A 21687-nucleotide genomic window follows, 5' to 3' on the forward strand; every position below is an offset into this window, starting at 1 on the left:
TCACCGCCTTTAATACTCATTATTAGATTTGCGCGACAGGTACAAATAAAGACAGGTAATGGCTCCGACAATCATGGCCGCGACAAAACCGGCGGCCGCGCCATATCCGTACTGCTGTACGACAGGCTCTCCTTCCGATACCGGGAAGAACAGTTTATAGATGTACAGGTACATCACTTCTGTTTTGCTCGCCGGGCCTCCGGCTGTCAGAACCATAATGCTTTCGTACCCTTTCAGAGTATTGACGATGGCCAACATGACTATAATTTGCATGACCGGACCGAGCATCGGAATAGTGATTTTGAAAAATTGTTGAATTTTCGTAGCGCCATCCAAAGAGGCGCTTTCATACAGATCCTTCGGAATTCCCTGCAGCCCGGCCAGGAACAGAACCATGTAATTTCCGACTGCCCCCCAAATCGCCACAATAATGGCCGTCAGCATGGAATATTTAACTCCGAGCCATTCGATCGGCTGCTGAATGATTCCGAGCGAAATCAATGTGTTGTTGATAATTCCGTTATAAGAGTTGAACATCAAATAGAAAACAAGGGATATAACCGCCGCACTAATGATAGTCGGCATGAAGAAGATCGCCCTCAGAGAATTCCGGGCAAATATTTTCTGATTCAGAATAACGGCAAGAATCAGGGATAACGGCAAGGTGACAATCAGCTTGCCGCCTGCATAAACAAGTGTATTCCATACCGAGTTCCAAAATTGGGCGTCCCGCGTAAACAATCGGACGAAGTTATCGAAGCCGATGAAGGTCGCCTCGGTAAATCCGTCAAAATCATAGAACATATATTTGAATGCCCAAGCCAGCGGATAAATGGAAAACAGGGCAAGCAAAACCACACAGGGCAAAATCATTAAATATGGTCCGGAGTATTCCTTCCATTTCTTGCGTATTGCGCTCATCGCTCGCGTCCCTCCCCGGGTTCGAATCATAGCGAAAGCCGCTCTCAGTGATGATATAGATCGGGAGAGCGGCTTTCTCTCAAGTGCTGCAGGACCGTTTACTTAATCGAGCTTCTTGGGTCGAAATCCGGAATAATGACTCTCTTGACTTTCCCATTCTTCTCCTCGTTGTCCAGGTCCGTATTATATTGCTTCGTTAAATCTTCAATGGCTTTATCCAGGGGAATGACGTTCAGAATCGATTCCGAAATGACATTCTGCCATGCCTTCCCTTCCACTTTATGAGTAACATAAGCCGGCCAGATCGCATCGTCTTTCGGGGCAAATCCATTGAAGTTCTTCAACGTGGGCTCCTTCGCCTTTTCCAGAACGCTCGGAACGACGCTGATTCCCTTACCCTGCTCATAATACGGCACCAATACATCGTCACTGTACATATATTCCATGAATTTCCAAGCGGCTTCTTTGTGCTTTGTCTTAGCGGACATATACAGCCAGTTGCCGCCGCCATTAATATAGTTGGCTCCCTTAGGCTCGTTGCCGTCAATCGTCGGCACCTGAGCTACGTCCCAGTCCACTTCGGTCGGGAATTGGGAATCATACACTCCAGGCTCAGCAGAAAGTGAGAAGTACATGCCGATTTTACCGGAAGCAAACTGATTGCGCAGCGGGTCGATGTCAAGCGACTCGAATCCCGGGAGAATGCTTTGGTTATCCGCCATTTTCTTAAACGCTTCCACATATGGTTTTACTTTGGCAAAATCGTATTTGCCGGTCTTCCAGTCATAATAATCATCGCCATTGATCCGCATGAGCGGAATTAAGCTTCTTTCGAAGGCGGCCGCCGGGTTTTTCATATTAATTCCGAATCCGTAAGCCCCTTCATCCTTGCCGGCTTCCGTAATCTTCTTGGCATAATCGACCAGCTCATCCAAGGACTTGGGAGGCTCCGTCAAACCGGCTTTGGCAAACAAATCTTTGTTATAGATCAATCGGAAGGTAGATCCATAGTTAGGCAGGCTGTAGATTTTACCTTCCAAGTAATTGACCCGGTCAATCTGTAAATTCTCTTCGCCGAAACGGCTTTTCATCTCCGGAGTCAAGAACTCGTCCAAAGGCTGAATCGCATTCATCTTGACCAGATCTTCAAACTTCAGCTTCATTTTCGCATTGAAAATATCCGGAGCCTCGTCCGACTGAATCGCCGTTTGCAGAGCCTGCTCATAGTTTTCGGTCATAATCTGGAAATCGATTTCAATATTGCTGTCATTTGTTTCGTTAAAATGCTTGATTTTGTCTTGAATCAGGTCCGCGTCATGGCGGGCATTGGTCCAGAAAGTCAGTTTAACTTTCTCGGAACCTCCCCCCGAAGCGTTATTATCCGGATCCTCCGACTGACCGCAAGCCGTTGTCACTAGCGCAGCCAGCAGAACGGCGGATGTCAGCTTAATAACCCCCTGCTTATTCATGGCTTTTACCTCCTTGATGGCTAACATTGAACCTCTATATGTCCAGTATAAATTTTGTTTCGGTTACACGTTAGGGAGGCAATTTTCAGCCTGAGGGGGGATATTTTTAACCTTCCCCCCAAGACCGTCCCGTTTCAGACTCTCTATATTCGGAAGGCGTCATTCCCGCTTTTTTCTTGAAAATTTCACGGAAATATTTGCGGTCATAGTAGCCCAGCCGTTCAGAGATTTCATAGATTGGCATAGCCGTATTCTTCAGCCAATCTTTGGCCTTCTCTATTTTCGTGTCGGTCACATATTCCGTGAAGGTGGACGAGGTTTCCTTCTTGAACAAGCCGCTCAAATAAGTAGGGCTGACTTTCACATAGTCCGCTACAGAAGATAGAGAGAGCGGTTGAAGAATATTTCTCTGGATGAACTCCTTCGCCTGATCCACGAGATGCTTGGACCCGGATTGAATCGATTGGTTAACCAGCTGTGACGACTGTGCGACCCACTCCACAATCCGTTCGCGTAATTCGTTCAGATTGGCTGACTCGCAAGCCTCGTACTTTAGCTTCAACGCTGCGGCGGGTTCCTCTTCCTGCAGCCCGAGCTCGGCCAAGTTCCGGCTAAGCGCGGTCACGAGCTGGAAGCAGGCAAACCGGAATTGCTGAGGCGTTCCTTCCTCGGGCTTCAGCTCACGGATAAATTGCTGGACCGCGTGCTCCACCTGGTCAGTTTGCCCCCGCCGTACAATCGCTATGATCTCCTTCTCCCGTGAGGAAGGGTAGTCGGTATGGTTCGTTCGGTAGTGCATCAGATCTTCATAATGGATGACCAGATTGCGGTCGAAGAAGTAGACATGATCGATCGCCTCCATGGCTTGCCGGAAGGCTTCCGGCAGTTGGTTCAATTCCCGGCATAAGGAGCTGACGCCGACGGTAACCGTAAGCTTCGAATTCTGCTCGACCGCTTGGCGGCATTTCTCGGCCAGGCCGACAAGCTGCTCCTTAACCTGTTTCTCCAGAAGAATGGAATCATAGTTTACCAACAGCACCAATCGGTCCCATTCGGGAAAGAAGGCAATTCCCTGCCCCCATTCCTTCACGCAATCCTCAACGATGTTCTCGACGATAAACCGCGACAACTCTACCTCCTCGATGGAGGTATGGGTAATTTCCGCAAAATCGTCTATGGAGAAGCACAGAAATCCGATCGAGTGAGGCTCAAGCGGTATTTCTGCGAATTCCCATTTATCCTTGAAGCGAACCGGCCGGTCATGTTGGAAATGAATCATTTCATTCAAATATTGCTGTCTTAAGGCGGGGAGGCTCCGTTTAATTTTTTGCTGGAAAATGATTCTCTGCTCGGCCTGGGTTTGCTGTCTCCGTAAATCCTGCAGCACTTTGCCGATAATCCCGGTCAGCTCCTCAATATTGACCGGTTTGAGAACATAATCGGAAGCGCCCAGCGCAAGTGCCTGTTTGGCATAATCAAATTCTTCATAGCCGCTCAGGACAATATAACGAATTGGCTTATCGGCATTCTTCAGCCTCTCCATCAATTCAATACCGTCCATATTGGGCATCCGGATATCGGTAATGATCAGATCGGCCTGGAACGACTGCTGCTTGGCCCAGGCTTCCCTGCCGTCCATTGCGGTCTCCACCTCGGATACCTCCAGACGCTCCCACGGAACATGCTTGCGAATCCCCTGAACGACACTTTCCTTATCATCTACCAAGAGAACTTTCATCTTCTACGTCTCCATTTCCGTGGCTTCCATCGTGATTTCGATAACCGTTCCTTCTCCCAGAGTGCTTTCGACCCGGAAGGAAGCCCGTTCCCCGAATGCATACCACAGCCTCTCCCGAACATTGGCTATCGCATAGCCCTGACGGGGCGGCTCCTTGTCCTCACCTGCCGGAGTAACTTCGCCGTTTGCAGCGGAGGGCGTCTCGGGGAAAGCCTGATTTTTCCCAGATAATGGCTCGTTAAATCGCGTAACCCATTCGGGCTTTATTCCGCTGCCGTTGTCCTCTACCCGCAGCCTTACCCGACGGGGTTCAATCCACTCGCTGGAGACGGTAATGCGGTAATCGTTATAGTCATTTGCGTTGAAGGCATGGAGCACGCTGTTCTCTACTAGCGGCTGCAGAATAATTTTCGGCATGCGGAACGGCTTCGTCCTGTCGTCCGTCTGTATCACATATGAAAATTGCCGCCGGTATTGGACGTTGACGAGCTTTAGATACTGCTCCACATGCTCCATCTCCTTCGCTACGGTCGTCATTTCCTCCCCTTGATTCAGACTGAGGCGGAAGAATCGCGATAACGACAGGATAATCTCACTCGCGGAGGAATCCGGGGCGTCCAATGTTTTCCAATAGATTTCATCCAAGGTGTTGTACAGGAAGTGAGGATTAATTTGTGCTTGCAGAGCCCTCATTTCCGCCTGCCGCTTCGCCTGGCTTTCCTCTACCACCTGTTTAAGCAGCTGCTGAATTTGCCGGATCATATCATCGAACCGGTTGCCGAGCTGACCGATCTCGTCCTCGTACTCGGATTCAAAACGAACGTTCAGATTTCCATCCTTGGCCCGATTCATAAGCCTCTGCAGCTTTCTCAGCGGATTCATCACCCAGCGGGCGATCCAACGGATGAAGACGAACGATAGAATTAGCAGAATACCGGTCAGCATGAAGGTAAAGTATTTAATGTAGTTAATCTCCTTAAGCAGCTCATCCTTCGGCTGTACGAGCACGGCGTTCCATCCGGCGAAAGGAACCGGCTGATGACTAACGAGAAATTCTTGGCGTCCCACCTTCCATTCGAAAGATCCGGGATTAAGCTGGAATTCCTCGGCTTGAATACTTTCCAGGAAAGGTTCGGCGAGCTCGGGCGATGACATCAGAATAGGCTTGCCTGTCTCGTCCATGATCAGTGAGAAGCCTTCCGGAACTAGATTAATATTTCTTAAATTGGCCATAAACCGGTTGGCGGAGAGCGTGATGACCAAATAATTGTCCTGCTCTAGATAGCTGATATCCAGCACAGGCCGGGTGACGAGCGAGATCACTTCCCCACGTCCGGCGAACAGAGGATCTTCCTCGGCATAGACCCACTGATTGGTGCTTTCGTTACGTATCGCCTTGTAATAGGGCGTATCCTTGAAGGAAGCGGCCTTCCTCTCATAGGGAAGTCCTTCATAGAATTCGCCTTTGGGCGTGTACATGTAAATGGAACGGATAGTCGGCGAGGCCAGACGGGTCTGTGAGAACAGCGCGAACATTTCGTTGAATACAACCCAGCCGTTCACATCCAGCTTGCCGTCCGCCCAGTAAAGCGCCGTCTTCATCTCATCGCTCGCATTCATCCAATAGAGCTTATCGCTTATATTCTTCAGCTCATTGTTCATGTATCCGCTGAGCTGGCTGACGGTCTGATCCGCCGCGTTATACGCGTACCGTTCGAGGATACGGGCCGCCTGGGAGTAAGAGAACATACCGGTCAGCGGAACCGCCAGCACAATGACGATGGAGGTCATAATAAAGACTTTGCTCTCCAATCTTGCGTTCCGAAACCGCCTCTTCAGCCTCTCGATGATCTTTCTCATGTCGCATTTCCTCCCGGTTAGCTTCACAGCAGCTGCTTCTCTAATGGCCTGGGGCTATCCTCTTATTTATCGTCCCTCTGGCGGAGGCCTTTTAAACCGTCCAGCCCGGAAGTCTAGCAAATGATCGTCCGCTCTGCACCAATTCGCGCCAAGCTGCGGCTTCCCAATTCCCGTTTATCCGCATGACGTTCGGTGATGCTGCGGAACCTCGAGCCAGGTTCAAGCTATCCTGCCCCTTGGCCGGGTATATTACCCAATATCTGGGCGCCGTTAACATATGGACGAAAGACATGCGTAAGTGCATGTCTTTTCTTTACCACATTAGAAAGTTTAAGTTCATTAAAGCATTAAAATGGAACAACTTTCTAATTGGCATAAAAAGCTTCCTTATAAAACCGGGTTATTCGTTGGAAGAGGCTCCGTTAGGAGCTTTCTTTATACGATGATCCGACAACTCTTGGGAAGTCCTATATTTCCACAAAAACGGTCGGTATTCCGTCTACTGCGGCACTGACTACCGAGCGACCTCCTTGCGGATCGACAAGGATGGCTGCCCGACCGCCGGCCAATTGCAAATAACGTGATCCGAGAACCGTTCCTCTATTGTCTAACAGCTTTCCGTCCCCGGCAAGTCCAAAGCGGACGAATAGGTTCGCATCCGGACAATAGACCCCGTTGCGGTCGTATACGCGCACCTCTACCTTCACCAATCCATCCTCTAAGCGGTTTGCGGACAGAACTGCACTTGCCGGCTGCTCCCATTCTTCCGTCTGATAGACGAAACGAATTTCATCGGCCACCTGCGCTCCGTTCTTGATGCCTACCGCCCGCACTTCGTTTTCCCCTTCCGCAAGCTCCACTTCCCAGCGAAGACCGGCACACGGAAAATCCTGCGCATCCCGTTTGCGGACGCCGACACTCTGTCCGTTGAGGAACAATTCCGCCTGCTCGCAATTGGAATAGACTTTAATGAGCTTCTTCTCGCCCGGCTGCCCCCAACGAACGGCCTCCGAATGATTGTATACGCGGATCATCGGCTTCTCGGACCAATACGATTGGAAGACGTAATACGCCTCCTTCGGCGTTAAATCCCGCTGGACGACCCCCTTCATGTTCAGGTAAGGGATAGGGGAATCCGGCCGGACAGGAGTAGAGAAGTCTTTAAACGCCCATTGGGCCGCCCCGGTCAGCCAATCCATCTGAGTCTGGCTTTTCAAATACCAGTCGATCATATCGCAGAAATAAGTTTCCGACCAATCTCCGAGGCTCGATACGCGAGGGTCGCCTCCCTGCAGGAAATAATCCCCGTCCCGCTCATCCGTCCCGTCTCCGGTCTTGATTTCACTGAAGCCGGTATAAGGAGCCTCTACATGGCGTCCGGCCATATTGTCGGCGCCCCACTCCAGATGCAGGAAGCGGTCGGTTCCTTCGAAGCCCGCCCGGCTGGACGCTTCATATTCGGGATAAACTCCGCGGTACCAGCCCGCCCAGATGGAAGGTGAGTAGACGTCAATAATATCCTTGCAAAATTCACAGCGTCGAATCCCGGTCACCCGGCTGTCATCCAGCTCGTGGGACAGGTCATGCAGCTCTTTCATAAAGCGGCGGATTTCCTCTTCATCGAACGTATCGAAATCGCTCTCCCAGTCGTTCTCGTTCCCAAGCCCCCATACAATGACCGACGGGTGATTGTAATGCTGCTCGATCATCGCTTGGAGCATGTCCCGGCACTGCTGTCTGTAAGCTTCTCCGCCGATTCCTCCCCTGCACCAGGGAATTTCCTCCCAGACCAGCAGGCCAAGCTCATCACACAGCTCCAGTACAATCCGCGATTGCTGATAATGGCCCAGACGAATGAAGTTGGCGCCCATCTCTTTGATCAGCTTCATTTCGCTCCTGATCATATCCTCGGTCATAGCCGCGGCCACTCCGGCAAAATCTTCATGCCGATGGGTTCCGCGAAGCAGCAGCCTCTCTCCGTTCAGAAGGAAAGGGCCTTGCTTCACGAATTCGAACGTACGGATTCCGAACCGTTCCGCATGGCTGGTTTCCCACGCCTCCTCGCCCGTTGCTCCATGCATAACCACTTCACAGCTATAGAGCTCCGGATGGTCAGGGGACCATCTCTTCACGTCCGTCAGCTCAAGAGTTGCAAGGTCCTTCCAGCCTTGCCACGCTTCGGCAGTCCATTCCTGCTGATGAACCGCATGTCCATCCGGATCGCGAACGACCAGACTCAAGCGAACGGATTGGCTGCGCTTCAGCGGATTATATAGCTTCGCTCTTACGGTTATTTCCGCGTTATTCTCTGACTGTACCTCGGTAGCGATATGCACATATTCGAAGGAAATCTCGGGTACATAAACGAGATTCAAATATCGGTAAATTCCGCCGTACAAATTAAAATCGCTGATATCGGAAGGAATGGTCTCGAGATCGCGGGTATTATCGCATTGAACGGCCACCGGAACTTTATTGCCAAACAGCTCCTTGTACTTTCCCTCAGCCATTTGCTCCGTCAAATCCACCTTGAATTCGTCATACCCTCCGACGTGCCTCGCCACCTGTTCGGTGTACAGATATACTTCGGTATTCTGGCCCGCCCCTTCAAAATGAAGCAGCGTTCTTCCATTCGGATAAGGATTATCTACCTCGAGAAGAGTTCTGTACCATCCCGGTCCTTGATAATAGAGCACATCCGGATCTACCGAATCTTCTCCATTAAAGCAATGAGGCAGTTCCACTGCAGACCACGGCACATTATAATGATTGTTAAGCTTGTAGGCGCGCCAGACTTCCCAGACGCCCCCCAAACTTCCCCGATAATGCTCCCAGCCGTTACTTATCCGTTTAGTTTTCATAGCAGCCTCCCTATCTTTCGTATATCATTAATCATAGCAAAAACCCCCCGCTGTCATTTACGGGAGGTTATGATAAAATGTTGTTAATTTACGATTGATCAAGGGGAGTTACGATTCGATGAAGCTGGCCAACTATTTGAATCTGAACAATCGTCCTATTCAGCTATCACTGTATCTTAACCGGACAGAGAGCTTTCGGGAAATCATTCATTCCCATCAGGGAATTGAGCTCCTATATGTCCATGAAGGAGCCGGAAGGGTCGTTATAGAGCAACAATTAATCGATATCGTCCCTGGGACGCTGCTGTGCTTCCGCCCCTATCAGCTCCATCATGTGAGAATGAATACGGGGCAGGGACAATCGTATATCCGCTCCATGTTCTTGTTCGAGCCTTCCACCCTCAGCCAATATCTTACTCCCTTCCCTTCCATTTACCAATTTTTGTTATATATTTGGAAGGATCCTTACGCGGTACAGGTTATCCGGCATCCGAACAAGGAGGAGGCCGACCGGCTGCTGCAAAATTACAATTTTAGGCTGACCGACCAATCGTCTCAAGATGCGACCGAAGAAAATGCGCTGCTGCTCATTTCATTTCTTCATTACTTGAAGCCGATTTGGGAAAGCCAGTCCAAGGCCCACGCCCACCCGTCAATGACCGTCTCCGCCCATATCACCGCCATGCTGCAATGGATCGAGGAGCATTACGCTTCGGAATTCCAGTTATCCGAATTGGCCCAGGCCGTTCATCTGTCGCCAAATCATGTCTCCTACCTGTTTCGCAAGGAAACCGGCAGCAGCCTTACCGAATATTTGACGGCCCGAAGAATGAAGCAGGCTTGCTTGCTGCTGCGCACCAGCTCATTGACCGTGCAGGAAATCGGTAGCCGGGTCGGCTTTGACAATTTCTCTTATTTCTGCCAGCTTTTCAAGAAAAAGATGGGCATTACTCCACTGCAATACCGTTCCCAGCGGGGATAGGAGCGAGGATGGGCCTTCGGTGCAACCTTCCTGAATTTCAAACAGAAAGGAGATTTTTAGTAATGCCGGATTGGTCTTATCAGACATTGTTTCGTCCGTTGCTCTTTCGTCTACCATCTGCCGCTGCCAGGGATTTCACCTTACGAGCCATGGGCGGCTTAAGCCGAATACCCGGCGGTTCCTTTATTATCCGGACGCTGGGACATATGGAGCTGCATCCTATGCTGCGCAGCGATAGATGGGGGATCCGTCTGTCTTGTCCCGTCGGATTAAGCGGAGGACTAGACCCCTGTGGCACGGCGCGCCAAGCTCTTTCCCAATTCGGCTTCGGATACATAGAAATTGGGCCTGTCAGCGTTCGCCCGATCGCGGACCCCCGGCCGATCCTTCGGGATGTGGCTCAAGAAGCTATCCATTATCCGGATGCTTATGTAAATATCGGTTTGGATGAAACGGTTCGGCGGTTAAGCAAGGAACGGGGGCGCAGGCTGCCTTATCTGATCCGAATAGCTCATCATGCCGGGGCCGATCCGGAGCAAGCGATGAAGGAGCATCTTCAGTTAATGGATCAATTGGCCCCCTATGCAGCAGGTTTCGTAGTGGATGCCATCGATATGGATTGGAAGCCCGAACAAATAAACAGCATGCTCCAATCGATCCGCGAAGCGGCTCGAACCCGCTATCCGGATAAGCCCCTGCTGCTCTATCTTCCTCTCGATTCCTCTCCTTCCCTGTGGGATGAGCTGTGTTCTCAAGATCATTCGGCACAGTGGGACGGAATAACTATAGGGGATTTCATCCGGACAGAAGAGGGGGCTGTTATCGGACGGAATGGCAAAGCTGATTGCCTAGCCAAAATCCGAATGATTCGTGATACGTTAGGTCCCTCTATTCCGATTCTTGCCGCTGCCGGAGTCCATGAACCGCAGGATGCCTTGGACCTGTTGGGGGAAGGTGCGGACTATATTCAGCTTCACAGCGGGCTGGTCTATTCGGGTCCGGGCTTGCCCAAGCGAGTGAACGAAGCGATTCTTTACAAGCGTACGGTCCTTTCCCCCGATCCGGGCCCGTTCTCCTTTTGGCGCAATTGGGGTTGGATGTGTCTGTTGGGGCTGGGAATGGTTCTGGGAGGTGTTCTGGCCTGGATCATTGCTGCTACTACCGTTATACTGCCTTACGACGAAGCTTTCCTTGGGATGGACCCGCTCTCGCTCTCCCTTATTAACGAAAGGTTGCTTTATTTCATGTCTCATGACCGGATCACCTTGGCCGGCACGATGATTTCTATCGGCATTCTATACGGGATGCTCGCCCGGTTCGGTCTGCGCTGCGGCCTTCATTGGGCCAAAACAGCTCTGGCCACATCCGGAATCATCGGGTTCGGCAGCTTTTTTCTGTATCTTGGATATGGCTATTTCGATCCGCTTCATGCTGCGGCAGCTATTATTCTATTCCCTATGTTCATTCTCTCCATGCGTGGCCGTGCGGATCGCCCATCGCGACAAGAACCCAATCTCCGGAATGATCGGGCCTGGAGACTGGCTCAGTGGGGGCAGTTGATGTTCGTTGTGCTTGGTTTTGCTCTGGCACTGGGAGGATTGGTCATCGCCGGGGTTGGAATCAGCTATGTGTTCGTCCGAGAGGATCTGGCTTATTTATGCATGACTCCGGAAATGATTTCCCAAATTAATGACCGGCTAATCCCGCTTATCGCGCATGATCGTGCCGGCTTCGGAGGAGCTTTATTATGCGATGCTGCCGCTATTACTATCATAGCTCTATGGGGAATCAATCAAGGGGAACGCTGGATCTGGTGGACGCTGCTGCTCGGGGGACTTCCGGGATTTGCAGCCGGCTTTGGCGTCCATATTGCTATCGGTTACACTGATTTGCTTCATTTGTCCCCGGCGATATTCGCCTTTCTATTATATATTGCCGGGCTTATCCTGCTGTATCCCTACTTGATGGGAGCCCGGGGCTCATCAATCGTCCGAACGAAAGTGCAGCATCGCGGTTAATTCGGTTAAAATCCATCAACGTCCGGCCTTACCAACCGACGAGATTCAACCGACACAACAGTTTAAGATTCCGAAAAAAAAGAGCGAGGCTAGCGGTCAAGTTCCGACCTAACACTCGCTCTTTTTCTTGTTTTTTTATTTCGTCATCCAGTCCTGAATTTGCCAAATATTGGTGACCCACTCTTCGTAAAACTCCGGTTCGTGCGATACCAGCAGGACCGTTCCTTTATAGCTGCAGAGCGCTTCCTTGAAGGCTTCCTTGGAGCGCGTATCCAGATGGTTGGTCGGTTCATCCAGGACAAGAACATTGCTTTCCGTCAGCATCAGTTCGCATAAGCGCACCTTGGCCTGCTCCCCGCCACTTAAGGCGCAAAGCGGCTGCCGGATATGCTTATCCGTCAGACCGGACTTGGCCAACGCCTGGCGGATCGCTTTATTCGTCAAATCCGGCCTTAGCGCTCCCAGCCGTTCAAGTGCTGTTTGGGCCGAAGCTGGCGACTCCTGGGCGAAATAGGCGGCTTTAACTCCTTCGCCAAGCTGCATGGTACCGCTGTATGGCTGCAGAAGCCCGAGCAAGGTTTTCAGCATCGTCGATTTCCCAATGCCGTTATGGCCGGTAATCGCGATTTTGTCGCCGCGCATGACCCGAAGATCAACGGGGGCAAATAACGGCTCCGTATAGCCGATCTGCAGCTGCCTCGCCTCCAGAATCCGACTCGACGGTTCCGAGAATACCGCGAATGAAAAGCGTGGCCTCGGCCCTGGCGCCGGTTTGTCCATTCGTTCCATTTTTTGCAGCACCTTTTCCCGGCTCTTCGCCTGCTTCGCCTTACGGTTCCGGTTCTTCTGAATGAAGCTCTCCAGTCTGGCCACTTCTCTCTGCTGCCGATTGTACGCTTGCATAAGCTGCAGCCTGCTCTGCTCATAGCTTGCCAGGAAGGCGGAATAATTACCCGTATAGCGCTTGATGGTCTGATGGTCCAGATGAAAAATGGTCGCCGTCACTTCGTTCAGAAATCTCTCGTCATGGGAGACCACCAGATAGGCATGCTCATAGCCTTTCAAATAGCCGGTAAGCCATTCGATATGGGGCGCGTCCAAATAATTGGTCGGCTCATCCAGCAGCAGGACATGCGGCTCCTGCAGCAACAGCCGGCCCAGCAACAGCTTGGTTCTTTGGCCGCCGCTGAGCTTCTCGACATCGCGGTCCATGCCCAGCTCCATAATACCCAATCCGGCCGCAACCTCTTCTATTTTTGCCTCCAGTGCATAGAATCCGGAATGCTCCAGCTGATTCAGCAGCTCTCCGTATTGAATCAGCTGCTGCTCCGCATCCTCCGAAGAAGAAGCCATTTGCTCCGCCAGCTCCTGCATCGCTGCTTCGATTTCATAAAGCCGGGCGAAGGCTCCCTGCAAAAATTGCCTGATGGTTGTTCCCGCTTGCAAATCCACATGCTGCTGCAGATACCCGATATTCGCATGCGGATGCCATTCCACCTTCCCTTGATCGGGAAGCAATTCTCCCGCCAAAATTCGCAGCAGGGTCGATTTGCCGGCGCCATTGCTGCCGACCAGCCCCGCATGCTCGCCTCTTAACAAACGAAAGCCAATCTTTTGAAACAACATCTTATCCCCGAACATATGGGACAAGTTTTCCACCGATAGCATACTCATTGTATTCTCTCCTTTTCGCTTCGCTTTCGAAGCCAACCGGGAGAACTACAAGGATAAAGATCGTATTCGATTCATATCTCATTCTATAAATTTGATTCTTCGAACTACGCGCAAGCTTCATGCTCACAGCAAATAAAAAATGGGCAAGGCGAACTCCACCTTACCCATCGAAATATCGTCTGTGGGAATAAGGAATAGGTTCTTTATCTCCTGTTCTTCGGTTGGCGTAACCTTAAAAATGGGCAGACTTCTCCCGTATTAAGCCAAATCCCGAATGAGAACAGTCGACAAAAAGAACATTATCCTTTCCACCTCATAATAAAAAAATATACAATCCCATGCTTGGAGTATACCCAACACATTCCTCTTTTGTCAAGAATCGTATAGGATTCCTCAGCAATTCGGGGATATTTCAGGCCTTCGCCTACATTATTCCTGAAGAGGAAGCCCGTAAAGCCGCCATGGCTTGTATCCGCCAAAATATTGGCACAGGCCGGGCTCGGCAGCTACCGGCCTAACGGTAAAGTCGGCTGCCTCCCCCTTCGGATAAAGAACCGCTTCCTCCCCTTTACGAAGATCAAGCTCTATGATTCCGTCTCCGCATGGCTTGATCACAAGCGGACGGCCGCTGTCCACGGCGATGCCGTCGACCGGCCAATCGGTCCGGATTCTGCAGGGCTCGCCCGCTAGACTCTCCACCCGGACCCACTGCGTCCGGCTTCCCCGCCGCTCGGCGCTGACCAGGAAGGCCCCCTCGGCCCTCAAATGATGAAACACGGCCGCATCCCATTCATCCGGCACTGCGGGAAATACGCGGATCACTCCTCCCCAGCTTTGCAGGAGCAGGTCATGAATGGCCTCCGCCCCGGCGAGCGGCGATTCGATTACCGGACCGGCCTCCCGGTACATCGTATTCGGCTTGATGAGATGCATCAGCGTATGCAGGTAACGCAGCGCTTCGCTTCCGCTGCCCAATATGGCGGCAACGGAGGCCGCCCCCGTAAAGCTGAATCCGCGCAGATCTCCCTCCCGGCCGATCCAGTGGCGCAGTGTCCGCCGGATCTTGTCTTTATCCTCCTCCGTCTCCCCGATGAGATGAAGCGGGAAAGCTGCCAACAGATGGCTGAAATGTCTATGGCCGAATTCCATAGGAGTGTTCTGACCGATCAGAAATCCCTGCTGTTCGTCATAAGGATAAGGAGCTAGCCTGTCCAGTACTTCCTCCCAGCGATCGGACAGCTCATCCTCAATGGATAAGCGGTCGCAGATCGCAAGCAGCGTTGTACAGCCCCAGCGCAGCAAAGCCAGGTCATAATGACAATTCCTGACCGTCAGCCGCTTGAACGAGCCGTATTCCGGAGATATGGTCGGAGGCATATGGCAATGGCCATCCTCCCCTTCTTCCAGGATATGCAAGTAATAGTTGACGCTTCTCCGTAAGAGCGGATAGAGCAGGGTTCGCAGCATTTCGTCGTCCATTGTCGCCCGGTAATGCCTCCAGACGCTGTGAAGAAGCCAAGTCAAGTTGCCGACTTCGTCCTCTACGTTGCTGGCCAGATCGTAGCTGCAGCTCCGGCCCAAGCCGGCCGAATCGTACCGGTAGGGCTCGGGAACGTTGCGGATCAATTGTTCCCGGCTGCGGTCGAGCGCGTTGAGGAGAGATTGGCCGATATCGAGCCGATTGGATGTATAAACCGGCGAATAGCTCATCTGCACATTCATATTGAACCAAACCCCGGGCCAAGGCGTAGTCGTCAGCCAAGGCCCCTGATTATCGATAATGAGACGGTGGGCTCTGGTCGCCGATGCGAGCTTGTACATTTGAATCCAGTAGAACCCTTCCAATCTAGTATCCGGAATCGAAACGAAGCTCAGCGGATAATAATGATGCCACCAGCTGCGATGAGTCACGGCATAAGCTTCTACCGATCGGTTACTGGCGGATTGAATGCTGCCGACCGCTTGCTGAATGTCGCTTTCTCCCGCTCCTCCGGCGACGGTCAAGTACAAGACGCGATGATCGGAAGCCGGCCGTTTCTCTTTCCAGGCGGTCAGACAGCCTTCTCCGGACGGATAGGTTTGCTTTCCCCATTGTACTCCTTCCCGCTCGCCAAGCTGCACATCCGTCTTGGGAAGATACTGGTTGAAATTGATCCCGTCCGCATTTTTGAGTACCGGATCGACATCCGGGTACGCATACCACTGAAACCTCGCGTTTCTTTCTCCCGAAGAGGTATGCAGCTCAATCAGCAGAATGTCTTCCTCGCTATGGATAAACGCCCGCAGCCGGACTTCGCCCTTCGTTGTCGGAAGATGGGCCCGCAGCTCGGCATTCCACAGATCCAGCCGGATATCCGCCGGCTGATAAATCATTCCTTCCAGCTCCAGATCAAGCTCCCCGATCGGAACCCGTGGAGGAAAGCCGCCGCCATCGGCCCTTTGAACCGTAACATCCGTACGTCCAAGCACGAAACGGAGCACATTCCGCTTGCTTCTGTGCTCCTCGCCGTAAACCATCGCACCCAGCAGTCCGTTGCCGATAAAGGCTCCCTCGTTCCACGACAGCGGTCGGACACTCCAGGTCATGTCATGGCGGGACAAGAATTCCGCCCAATCCGTCTCCACCTTTACTCTTCCTTTGCCATTCCAAGTCATCGGCACATTTCTCCTCGCCCGATATATTTTGATATACTCCGCTAAAGGACTGACCTGTATTATGTCAGAGATAAAGATTTCACCCATTTGAAGCTTTGTTGCCGCCGACCGACATATGGCTGCTTATTCGCTCGCGATCGGAATCACCATATTCCACGTCTCGGTGGCGTCGTAGAACCCTCTGGTTCCATTGGACGTTGCCGCGAACAGATGGGTCGGCTTTCCATTCTGGAATAGCAGGAACGGCCTTTCCAGATTGCCCATCAGCCTCGTCTGACCGTCATCCCACAATATTCGGCGCGAATAAGCCTGCGGCTCTTCCGCCAGCCTCCAGTCGAGACCGTCCGGGGAATAGGCGTGGATCCCCCCGTACTTCTCTCCGCACACATGACCCTCCATATCTTTGGCTATCATCTCGTAACCGGCCGGAGTTTTCCAAATGAAGGGGTCTTCCAGATGGAATTTCTCCGGAGGGAAAACCGGATGCTCGCTAACGACCTTGTACGGTCCGTTGTAATGTTCGGCGCGGGCGCTTCCCAAAGTCATTTTGCCATGGGTATTTCCTTCGTATCTCCTCGCTTTATAAATAAGCAAAACCGAGCCGTCCTCATGGACGCAAGGAGCCGGATTGGACGTCAGGAAGCTGTCGAATTTGCCCGGGCGGGTGGACAGAATGGGCGTATCCTTTCTTTCCCATGGCCCGAAGACGCTTCTGGACGTCGCCAACCCGATTCGTTTGTTGGCACGGCCGACAATGCAGCGCGGATCGTCCAAGCCCAGAGGGCCCCCCGGTTCGGGGTCGGCCAACGGATGGGTTGAACCCATGTAGTACAACAGATAAGTATCCCCATGCTTCGTAATATGCGGGTTGTGAGTGCTTCTTCCATCCCAGTACTCGGCACCGCGTGCCGGCAGTACGACCTCTTGAAATTGATAAGGCCCTTCCGGAGTATCCGATACGGCCCGAACAATCTCTGAAGCGACAATCCAGCCGGGGTGCATAGGAAGCGACTTCGGCCACCTTGACGCAAACAGGTGATATTTGCCGTCTTCCCCCCGGATGACAGAACCGCACCATACCCAATAGCCTTCCATTCTGAAGCCTCCGTTCACAGGGGCGGGAAGCAATTTGTTATACATTCCGGTTGTCCTCCTTAAAAGCATATAGTTCTATATCGGTCATTGTCGAATTTGGCGGCAACATCAGCTTGGCGGCTAAGACGGCCTAACTTATGGTTGAGAAATTGGCCAATTGACCGTCCTGGCCGCCATCCCTGCCGTGCATTTGCGCAAAAGACATACCAAAGTGCAGGTCTTTATACGAGAATCTGATAAATATCGAAAAAGACGTGCAATTCTGCAGTTGAATCGGCCTAAAAATCCGAAAATCCGCGAAAACGCGAAAATCACCTGCACATTTGCTTGTCTTTGGCTGATTTCAGCTAACTTGGCCTCAAAGACCTGCATTATTGACGGTCCTTCGTGGTAGCACATCAGGCGGCAGATGGCCAGACCGTACCTGCACTGCTCGGCAGGGGGCCAGATTTGCTCCGCTCGGCAGGCGCTGACCTACTCGCCTAACTCAACAGGCGGCCTGACACACTTGCCCTGCTTATCTATGCGGCAAAGAGTGAACCCGTCAAGGTTCACTCTTCGATCCTTCTTATCCGAGGCCGTCATTCGCTACTCATTATCGGCCACTAAAGCTACCTGCCTGAGGTTCATCAGCGTTCCGCCTTCCAACCTGCCGGCCCGGACCGCTAGCGAATAAACTCCCTCCTGCTCCAGGCGGAATTCTCCGACCTCGAACGTTCGGTATTCGTAAGGTCCCCCTGTCTCCTGTACCTCTGCCTCCAAGGTCAGAACCGTTTCCGTTTCTCCGGCAGTGCCTGCAGAAGGAGAAGCAGATAGCGGGCCTATCATTCCTTCCGCACCTGAGGAACCGACCGTGCCCGCAGAAGAAGTTGGAGATGGGGCTCCCGCTCCCCTCTTGCCTCCCGTACCGGCGGAACCAACTGTGCCAGCCTCCCTATTCTCACCGATCCTGCAGGTTTCCACGATGAAGGAGCCTCCCGACTCGCACGAGGCAGCCCCATACGTGACCCGTACTTTGTAGACTGCCGGCTCAGCGCATCGATAGGTCCATCGGATCCAATCTCCGGGATCGGACCAATCGGTCACAATGTCGCGATCCTTCTTACCGGTATCGTACCTTAACGACTCTCCGTGAATTTCTCCGTCGAACGCAGGAAATACGTTGTCATAGCCGGAAGCATACAGCCGTTTGACCGGATTGGCGTCCACCGTCCCTTCCAATTCGACCGACAGGACCGTTACGAGCGGGTCGGGGGCTTCCGCCGGAACGCGGATGAGCCAATCTTCTCCGTTCATCCGGATGACCTCCAGTGGCTTGCGATGCGGGTCGGCCAGCAAGGAAGCCTGTCTGATCCCGTTGCGAATTCCCGGAACAAGAAGTTCATCATTATCCGGCCAATGGAAGACATGCAAATACAGCGTGCTTCCCTTCATCGTGCATCGTCCCCACGGCGGCTTGCCGATAGGGCTCTGAACCGAGCCGTAAACACTCTCTCCGTTAACGAGCAGCCAATCCCCGATGGCCTTGAGAAGCTTCCGGGACGTCGGATCGAAGTCCCCTTCGCCGGTAGGCCCGACGTTGATCAGAAAATTACCGTTCATGCTGACGACGTCTATCATATTGTGCAAAATATCCAGCGGCGACTTCCAGTTATTGTCCAGCTTCTTGTATCCCCATGAATCGTTCAGCGTTACGATAGATTCCCAATCCGGCCTGGACACCCGGACATGGGGCTGATTATCCATCGTATTGCCGTAATCGCCGAGAGGGTCCTTCCACACCCTCCGGTTAACCAGACAGGCCGGCTGTTCCTTGCGGACCGCCTCCACGAATCTTTCGCCCTGTTCTCTGGTCAGCTTCTGGCCGCAATCGAACCATAGGATCCCGACCGGACCGTATTGTGTCAGCAGTTCCCGGATTTGCGGGAACGCCTTCTGCTGCAGATACCGCTCATAGCGCGATGCCTTGTCCTCATCGTCTATCCAAGACTCAACAGGGTCATAGGCCCCGATATTCCCGGGAAAATCTAATGTGTTCCCTTGCGAATCCGGATGATGCCAATCCATCGCATGAGAATAGTAAAAACAGAGCTTCACCCCATGCTTGGCACATGCCTCCGCCAGCTCCGCCATCGGGTCCCGCCCGAACGGAGTAGCCTTGACGATGTTGTAGTCGCTCACCTTGGAATCATACATGGCGAACCCGTCGTGATGCTTGGCCGTCACAACCAAATACTTAAGGCCGGCATCCTTGGCGGCCAGCACCCATTCCTCGGCATCGAATCGGACCGGGTTAAATTCGCCCGCGATCGTTTCATATTCCTTAACGGGGATTTCCGCCTTTAGCTGCAGATGCTCGGCATAGGCCGCCTTGACTTCCTCTCCCCGCCAAATTCCGGCAGGGAGCGAATAAAGCCCCCAATGGATAAACAGCCCGAGCCTAGCCTCCCGCCACCAAGCTATTCTCTCATCATGACCGGCATCGGCCGGGGCAGCTTCTCCGCCCCGGCTATGCCGACTTTCCCTGGCTTCCTGTTCCGCATTATCCATTAAATCTTCTCTATCTCTCATAGCCATAGCCTTTCCCTTCCTTCTTGGTTAGAAGTTGTTCGGATCGCTGCGGGTCATCCCCATTCTATTTGCATTCCCAATCCGATCCTCGCCTTCCCGGATACTAATGTGTGCACTGTTCCAAGCGTATCACATGGGAAGGGAGAACCGATGGCTTTTTTACAGATAAAATTGGGTTTTCTTATGCTCCCCGAGCCTACTTTTTGAAGGAAGATACCTCATAGGCTTCCTGGAAGATTTCCAGATACCTCGGAAGCTTCATCTTTTCCAAAGTCTTCACATAATTATCCCATTCCTTGTCGATGTCGATCTCTCCTATCACCGCCTTCGCCAGCATTTCATCCTTGTAATCGGTAATCGTCTTCTGAATGTCGGCCAATTCCTCAGCCTGCTCGTTAGTAAAGAACAGGGGAGGAACGACCAGCCCCGGATCCATTCTATAAGGCTCATAGTTGTTCTTCGTTTCGTTATACAGAATGACCTCCAGCGGGTTCTCCGGATCGGCCACCTGGCTCAACCGGAATTCATTCGTGCGAAGCGAAGGGCTGGATTGCGACCAATGTACGTTCTGCACCCCGCCAAACGTCGAAAGCTGCTTCCATTTCCCCGGCTTCCCGTCAATGCCCAACTCACCTTCCGCCGCTTCTACCCACTCCTGGCCAGGTCTTCCAATATTCGACCGCATCGTTCCTTCTTCACTGTACAGGAAGTCCGCCAGCCGGAACGCAGCCTCCGGGTTCTTCGCCTTATTCGTAATCACGAAATATCCGTTACCCGTCGCGCTATATGGATTGTAGTTCGCCGAGCGGATGCCTCCAGGGCCTTCCAGCGGCGGAATCGTCACATAATCCTTCGCCCGGTCGGAATCCATCGACACGAAAACAGTAGGGTTCTGAGAGGCAACCGCTCCCAGAATTGGAGCCTCCGGATTCTCCCCCATTTGCTTCAATTGGTTCCGGTCCTGGGTAAAGCTTTGCGGCGACAGAAGCCCTTCCTCGAACAACGAATGCAGATACTTCAGGCCTTCCTTCCATTCGGGCTTGTTATAGGCCACATCGATCTTGCCATCCTTCAGGAACATGCCGGAGCCGTCGAATTCGATGAACGAACGCATCAGGAACAAATCGATCTTGCTCTGCGGTCCGTTAGTCGCCCCGACCAGAGGAATTTCATCGGCTTTGCCGTTTCCGTTCGGATCCTTGTCCTTAAATGCCCGGAGTACTTCGCGGAACTCCTCCGTGGTCTGGGGCACCGGCAGATTCAGCTTATCGAGCCAAGCTTTGTTAATCCACATCTTCGTCCCCATGGAGCAGTGGTAGCAGTCGTTTACCATGGGCAGGGCATAGATGTTGCCATCCGGTGCGGTAATCACGTCCCGCGCCGTAGGAGCCGCTTCGAACATCTGCTTCGTATATTCCCCGTATTTCTCAATCAGATCGTTGAGCGGCAGGAAAACCCCGTCCTTCCCGTACAGCGCCTGCTGGACCGGTTTGACCGCAAAACCCATAATGACCTCGGGATAATCTCCGCTGGCCAGCGTAATATTCAGCTTCTCATCGGCCGTTTTGTTCGGCGCCACCTCCCATTCGATGTGAATGTTCGTCTTTTCCTCCAGCCACTTCGTAAATTCGTTAGTGGCGAAGTTCTCTACCGCATTGCTCCCTTTCATGAGCACCTTGATCGTTGTTTTTTCATTGGTAATAGGAAATACACCCGTCGGATTGACGGTCGCCGCTGAAGCAGGATCCGCCCCGGGCTCCTCTTTACTGCCGCAAGCACTCATAACCAGTGTTGAACCGAGCATCAGACACATACCGGCGGACACATATTTTTTTAACATATT

At 52.3% G+C, this 21687-nt stretch carries 12 protein-coding genes; 2 read left to right on the forward strand and 10 right to left on the reverse strand.

Going from position 1 to position 21687, the window contains the following annotated elements; genetic code table 11:
* Positions 1–9: 9 nt before the first annotated feature.
* The 5 genes from ACTHRH_RS02410 to ACTHRH_RS02430 form a co-directional block, all read right to left on the reverse strand.
* On the reverse strand, positions 10–921 hold the full coding sequence (locus ACTHRH_RS02410) for a carbohydrate ABC transporter permease (RefSeq protein WP_144932744.1): 912 nt from the start codon (positions 919–921) through the stop codon (positions 10–12).
* 98 nt (positions 922–1019) lie between these two features.
* Positions 1020–2390, reverse strand: a complete 1371-nt coding sequence (locus ACTHRH_RS02415) for an ABC transporter substrate-binding protein (protein ID WP_440413931.1) — start codon at positions 2388–2390, stop codon at positions 1020–1022.
* A gap of 106 nt (positions 2391–2496) precedes the next feature.
* Complete coding sequence (locus ACTHRH_RS02420) at positions 2497–4128, reverse strand: response regulator (RefSeq protein ID WP_144932741.1); 1632 nt, start codon at positions 4126–4128, stop codon at positions 2497–2499.
* Positions 4129–4131: 3 nt separating this feature from the next.
* Positions 4132–5988, reverse strand: a complete 1857-nt coding sequence (locus tag ACTHRH_RS02425; RefSeq protein ID WP_144932738.1) for a cache domain-containing sensor histidine kinase — start codon at positions 5986–5988, stop codon at positions 4132–4134.
* Positions 5989–6455: 467 nt separating this feature from the next.
* Positions 6456–8849, reverse strand: a complete 2394-nt coding sequence (locus ACTHRH_RS02430) for a glycoside hydrolase family 2 TIM barrel-domain containing protein (RefSeq protein WP_440413934.1) — start codon at positions 8847–8849, stop codon at positions 6456–6458.
* 118 nt (positions 8850–8967) lie between these two features.
* On the opposite strand from ACTHRH_RS02430, the gene ACTHRH_RS02435 reads away from it, so the two are divergent.
* Positions 8968–9831, forward strand: coding sequence for a helix-turn-helix domain-containing protein (locus tag ACTHRH_RS02435; protein ID WP_440413936.1), 864 nt, complete (start codon positions 8968–8970; stop codon positions 9829–9831).
* A 62-nt stretch (positions 9832–9893) separates the two neighbouring features.
* Positions 9894–11849, forward strand: coding sequence for a hypothetical protein (locus ACTHRH_RS02440; RefSeq protein WP_440413938.1), 1956 nt, complete (start codon positions 9894–9896; stop codon positions 11847–11849).
* Between the two features lie 135 nt (positions 11850–11984).
* Here the strand turns inward: ACTHRH_RS02440 and ACTHRH_RS02445 are convergent, their stop codons facing one another.
* From ACTHRH_RS02445 to ACTHRH_RS02465, 5 genes are all read right to left on the reverse strand, one after another.
* Positions 11985–13523, reverse strand: coding sequence for an ABC-F family ATP-binding cassette domain-containing protein (locus tag ACTHRH_RS02445; RefSeq protein ID WP_379287234.1), 1539 nt, complete (start codon positions 13521–13523; stop codon positions 11985–11987).
* 429 nt (positions 13524–13952) lie between these two features.
* Entirely contained in the window at positions 13953–16178 is a 2226-nt protein-coding gene (locus ACTHRH_RS02450; RefSeq protein ID WP_440413941.1) for a glycosyl hydrolase family 95 catalytic domain-containing protein, read from the reverse strand.
* A 123-nt stretch (positions 16179–16301) separates the two neighbouring features.
* Positions 16302–17318 carry a glycoside hydrolase family protein gene (locus ACTHRH_RS02455; RefSeq protein WP_440413943.1) on the reverse strand — a complete coding sequence of 339 codons (1017 nt, stop codon included), beginning with the start codon at positions 17316–17318 and terminating at the stop codon, positions 16302–16304.
* Between the two features lie 543 nt (positions 17319–17861).
* Positions 17862–19850 (reverse strand): alpha-L-fucosidase, encoded by a 1989-nt coding sequence (locus tag ACTHRH_RS02460; protein ID WP_440413945.1) that lies wholly within the window; start codon positions 19848–19850, stop codon positions 17862–17864.
* A 190-nt stretch (positions 19851–20040) separates the two neighbouring features.
* A complete protein-coding gene (locus ACTHRH_RS02465; protein ID WP_144932724.1) occupies positions 20041–21684 on the reverse strand; it encodes an ABC transporter substrate-binding protein in 1644 nt (547 codons plus the stop codon).
* Positions 21685–21687 lie beyond the last annotated feature (3 nt).

It is taken from the genome of Paenibacillus sp. SAFN-117, from assembly GCF_051966115.1.
GTDB lineage: Bacteria > Bacillota > Bacilli > Paenibacillales > NBRC-103111 > Paenibacillus_L > Paenibacillus_L residui.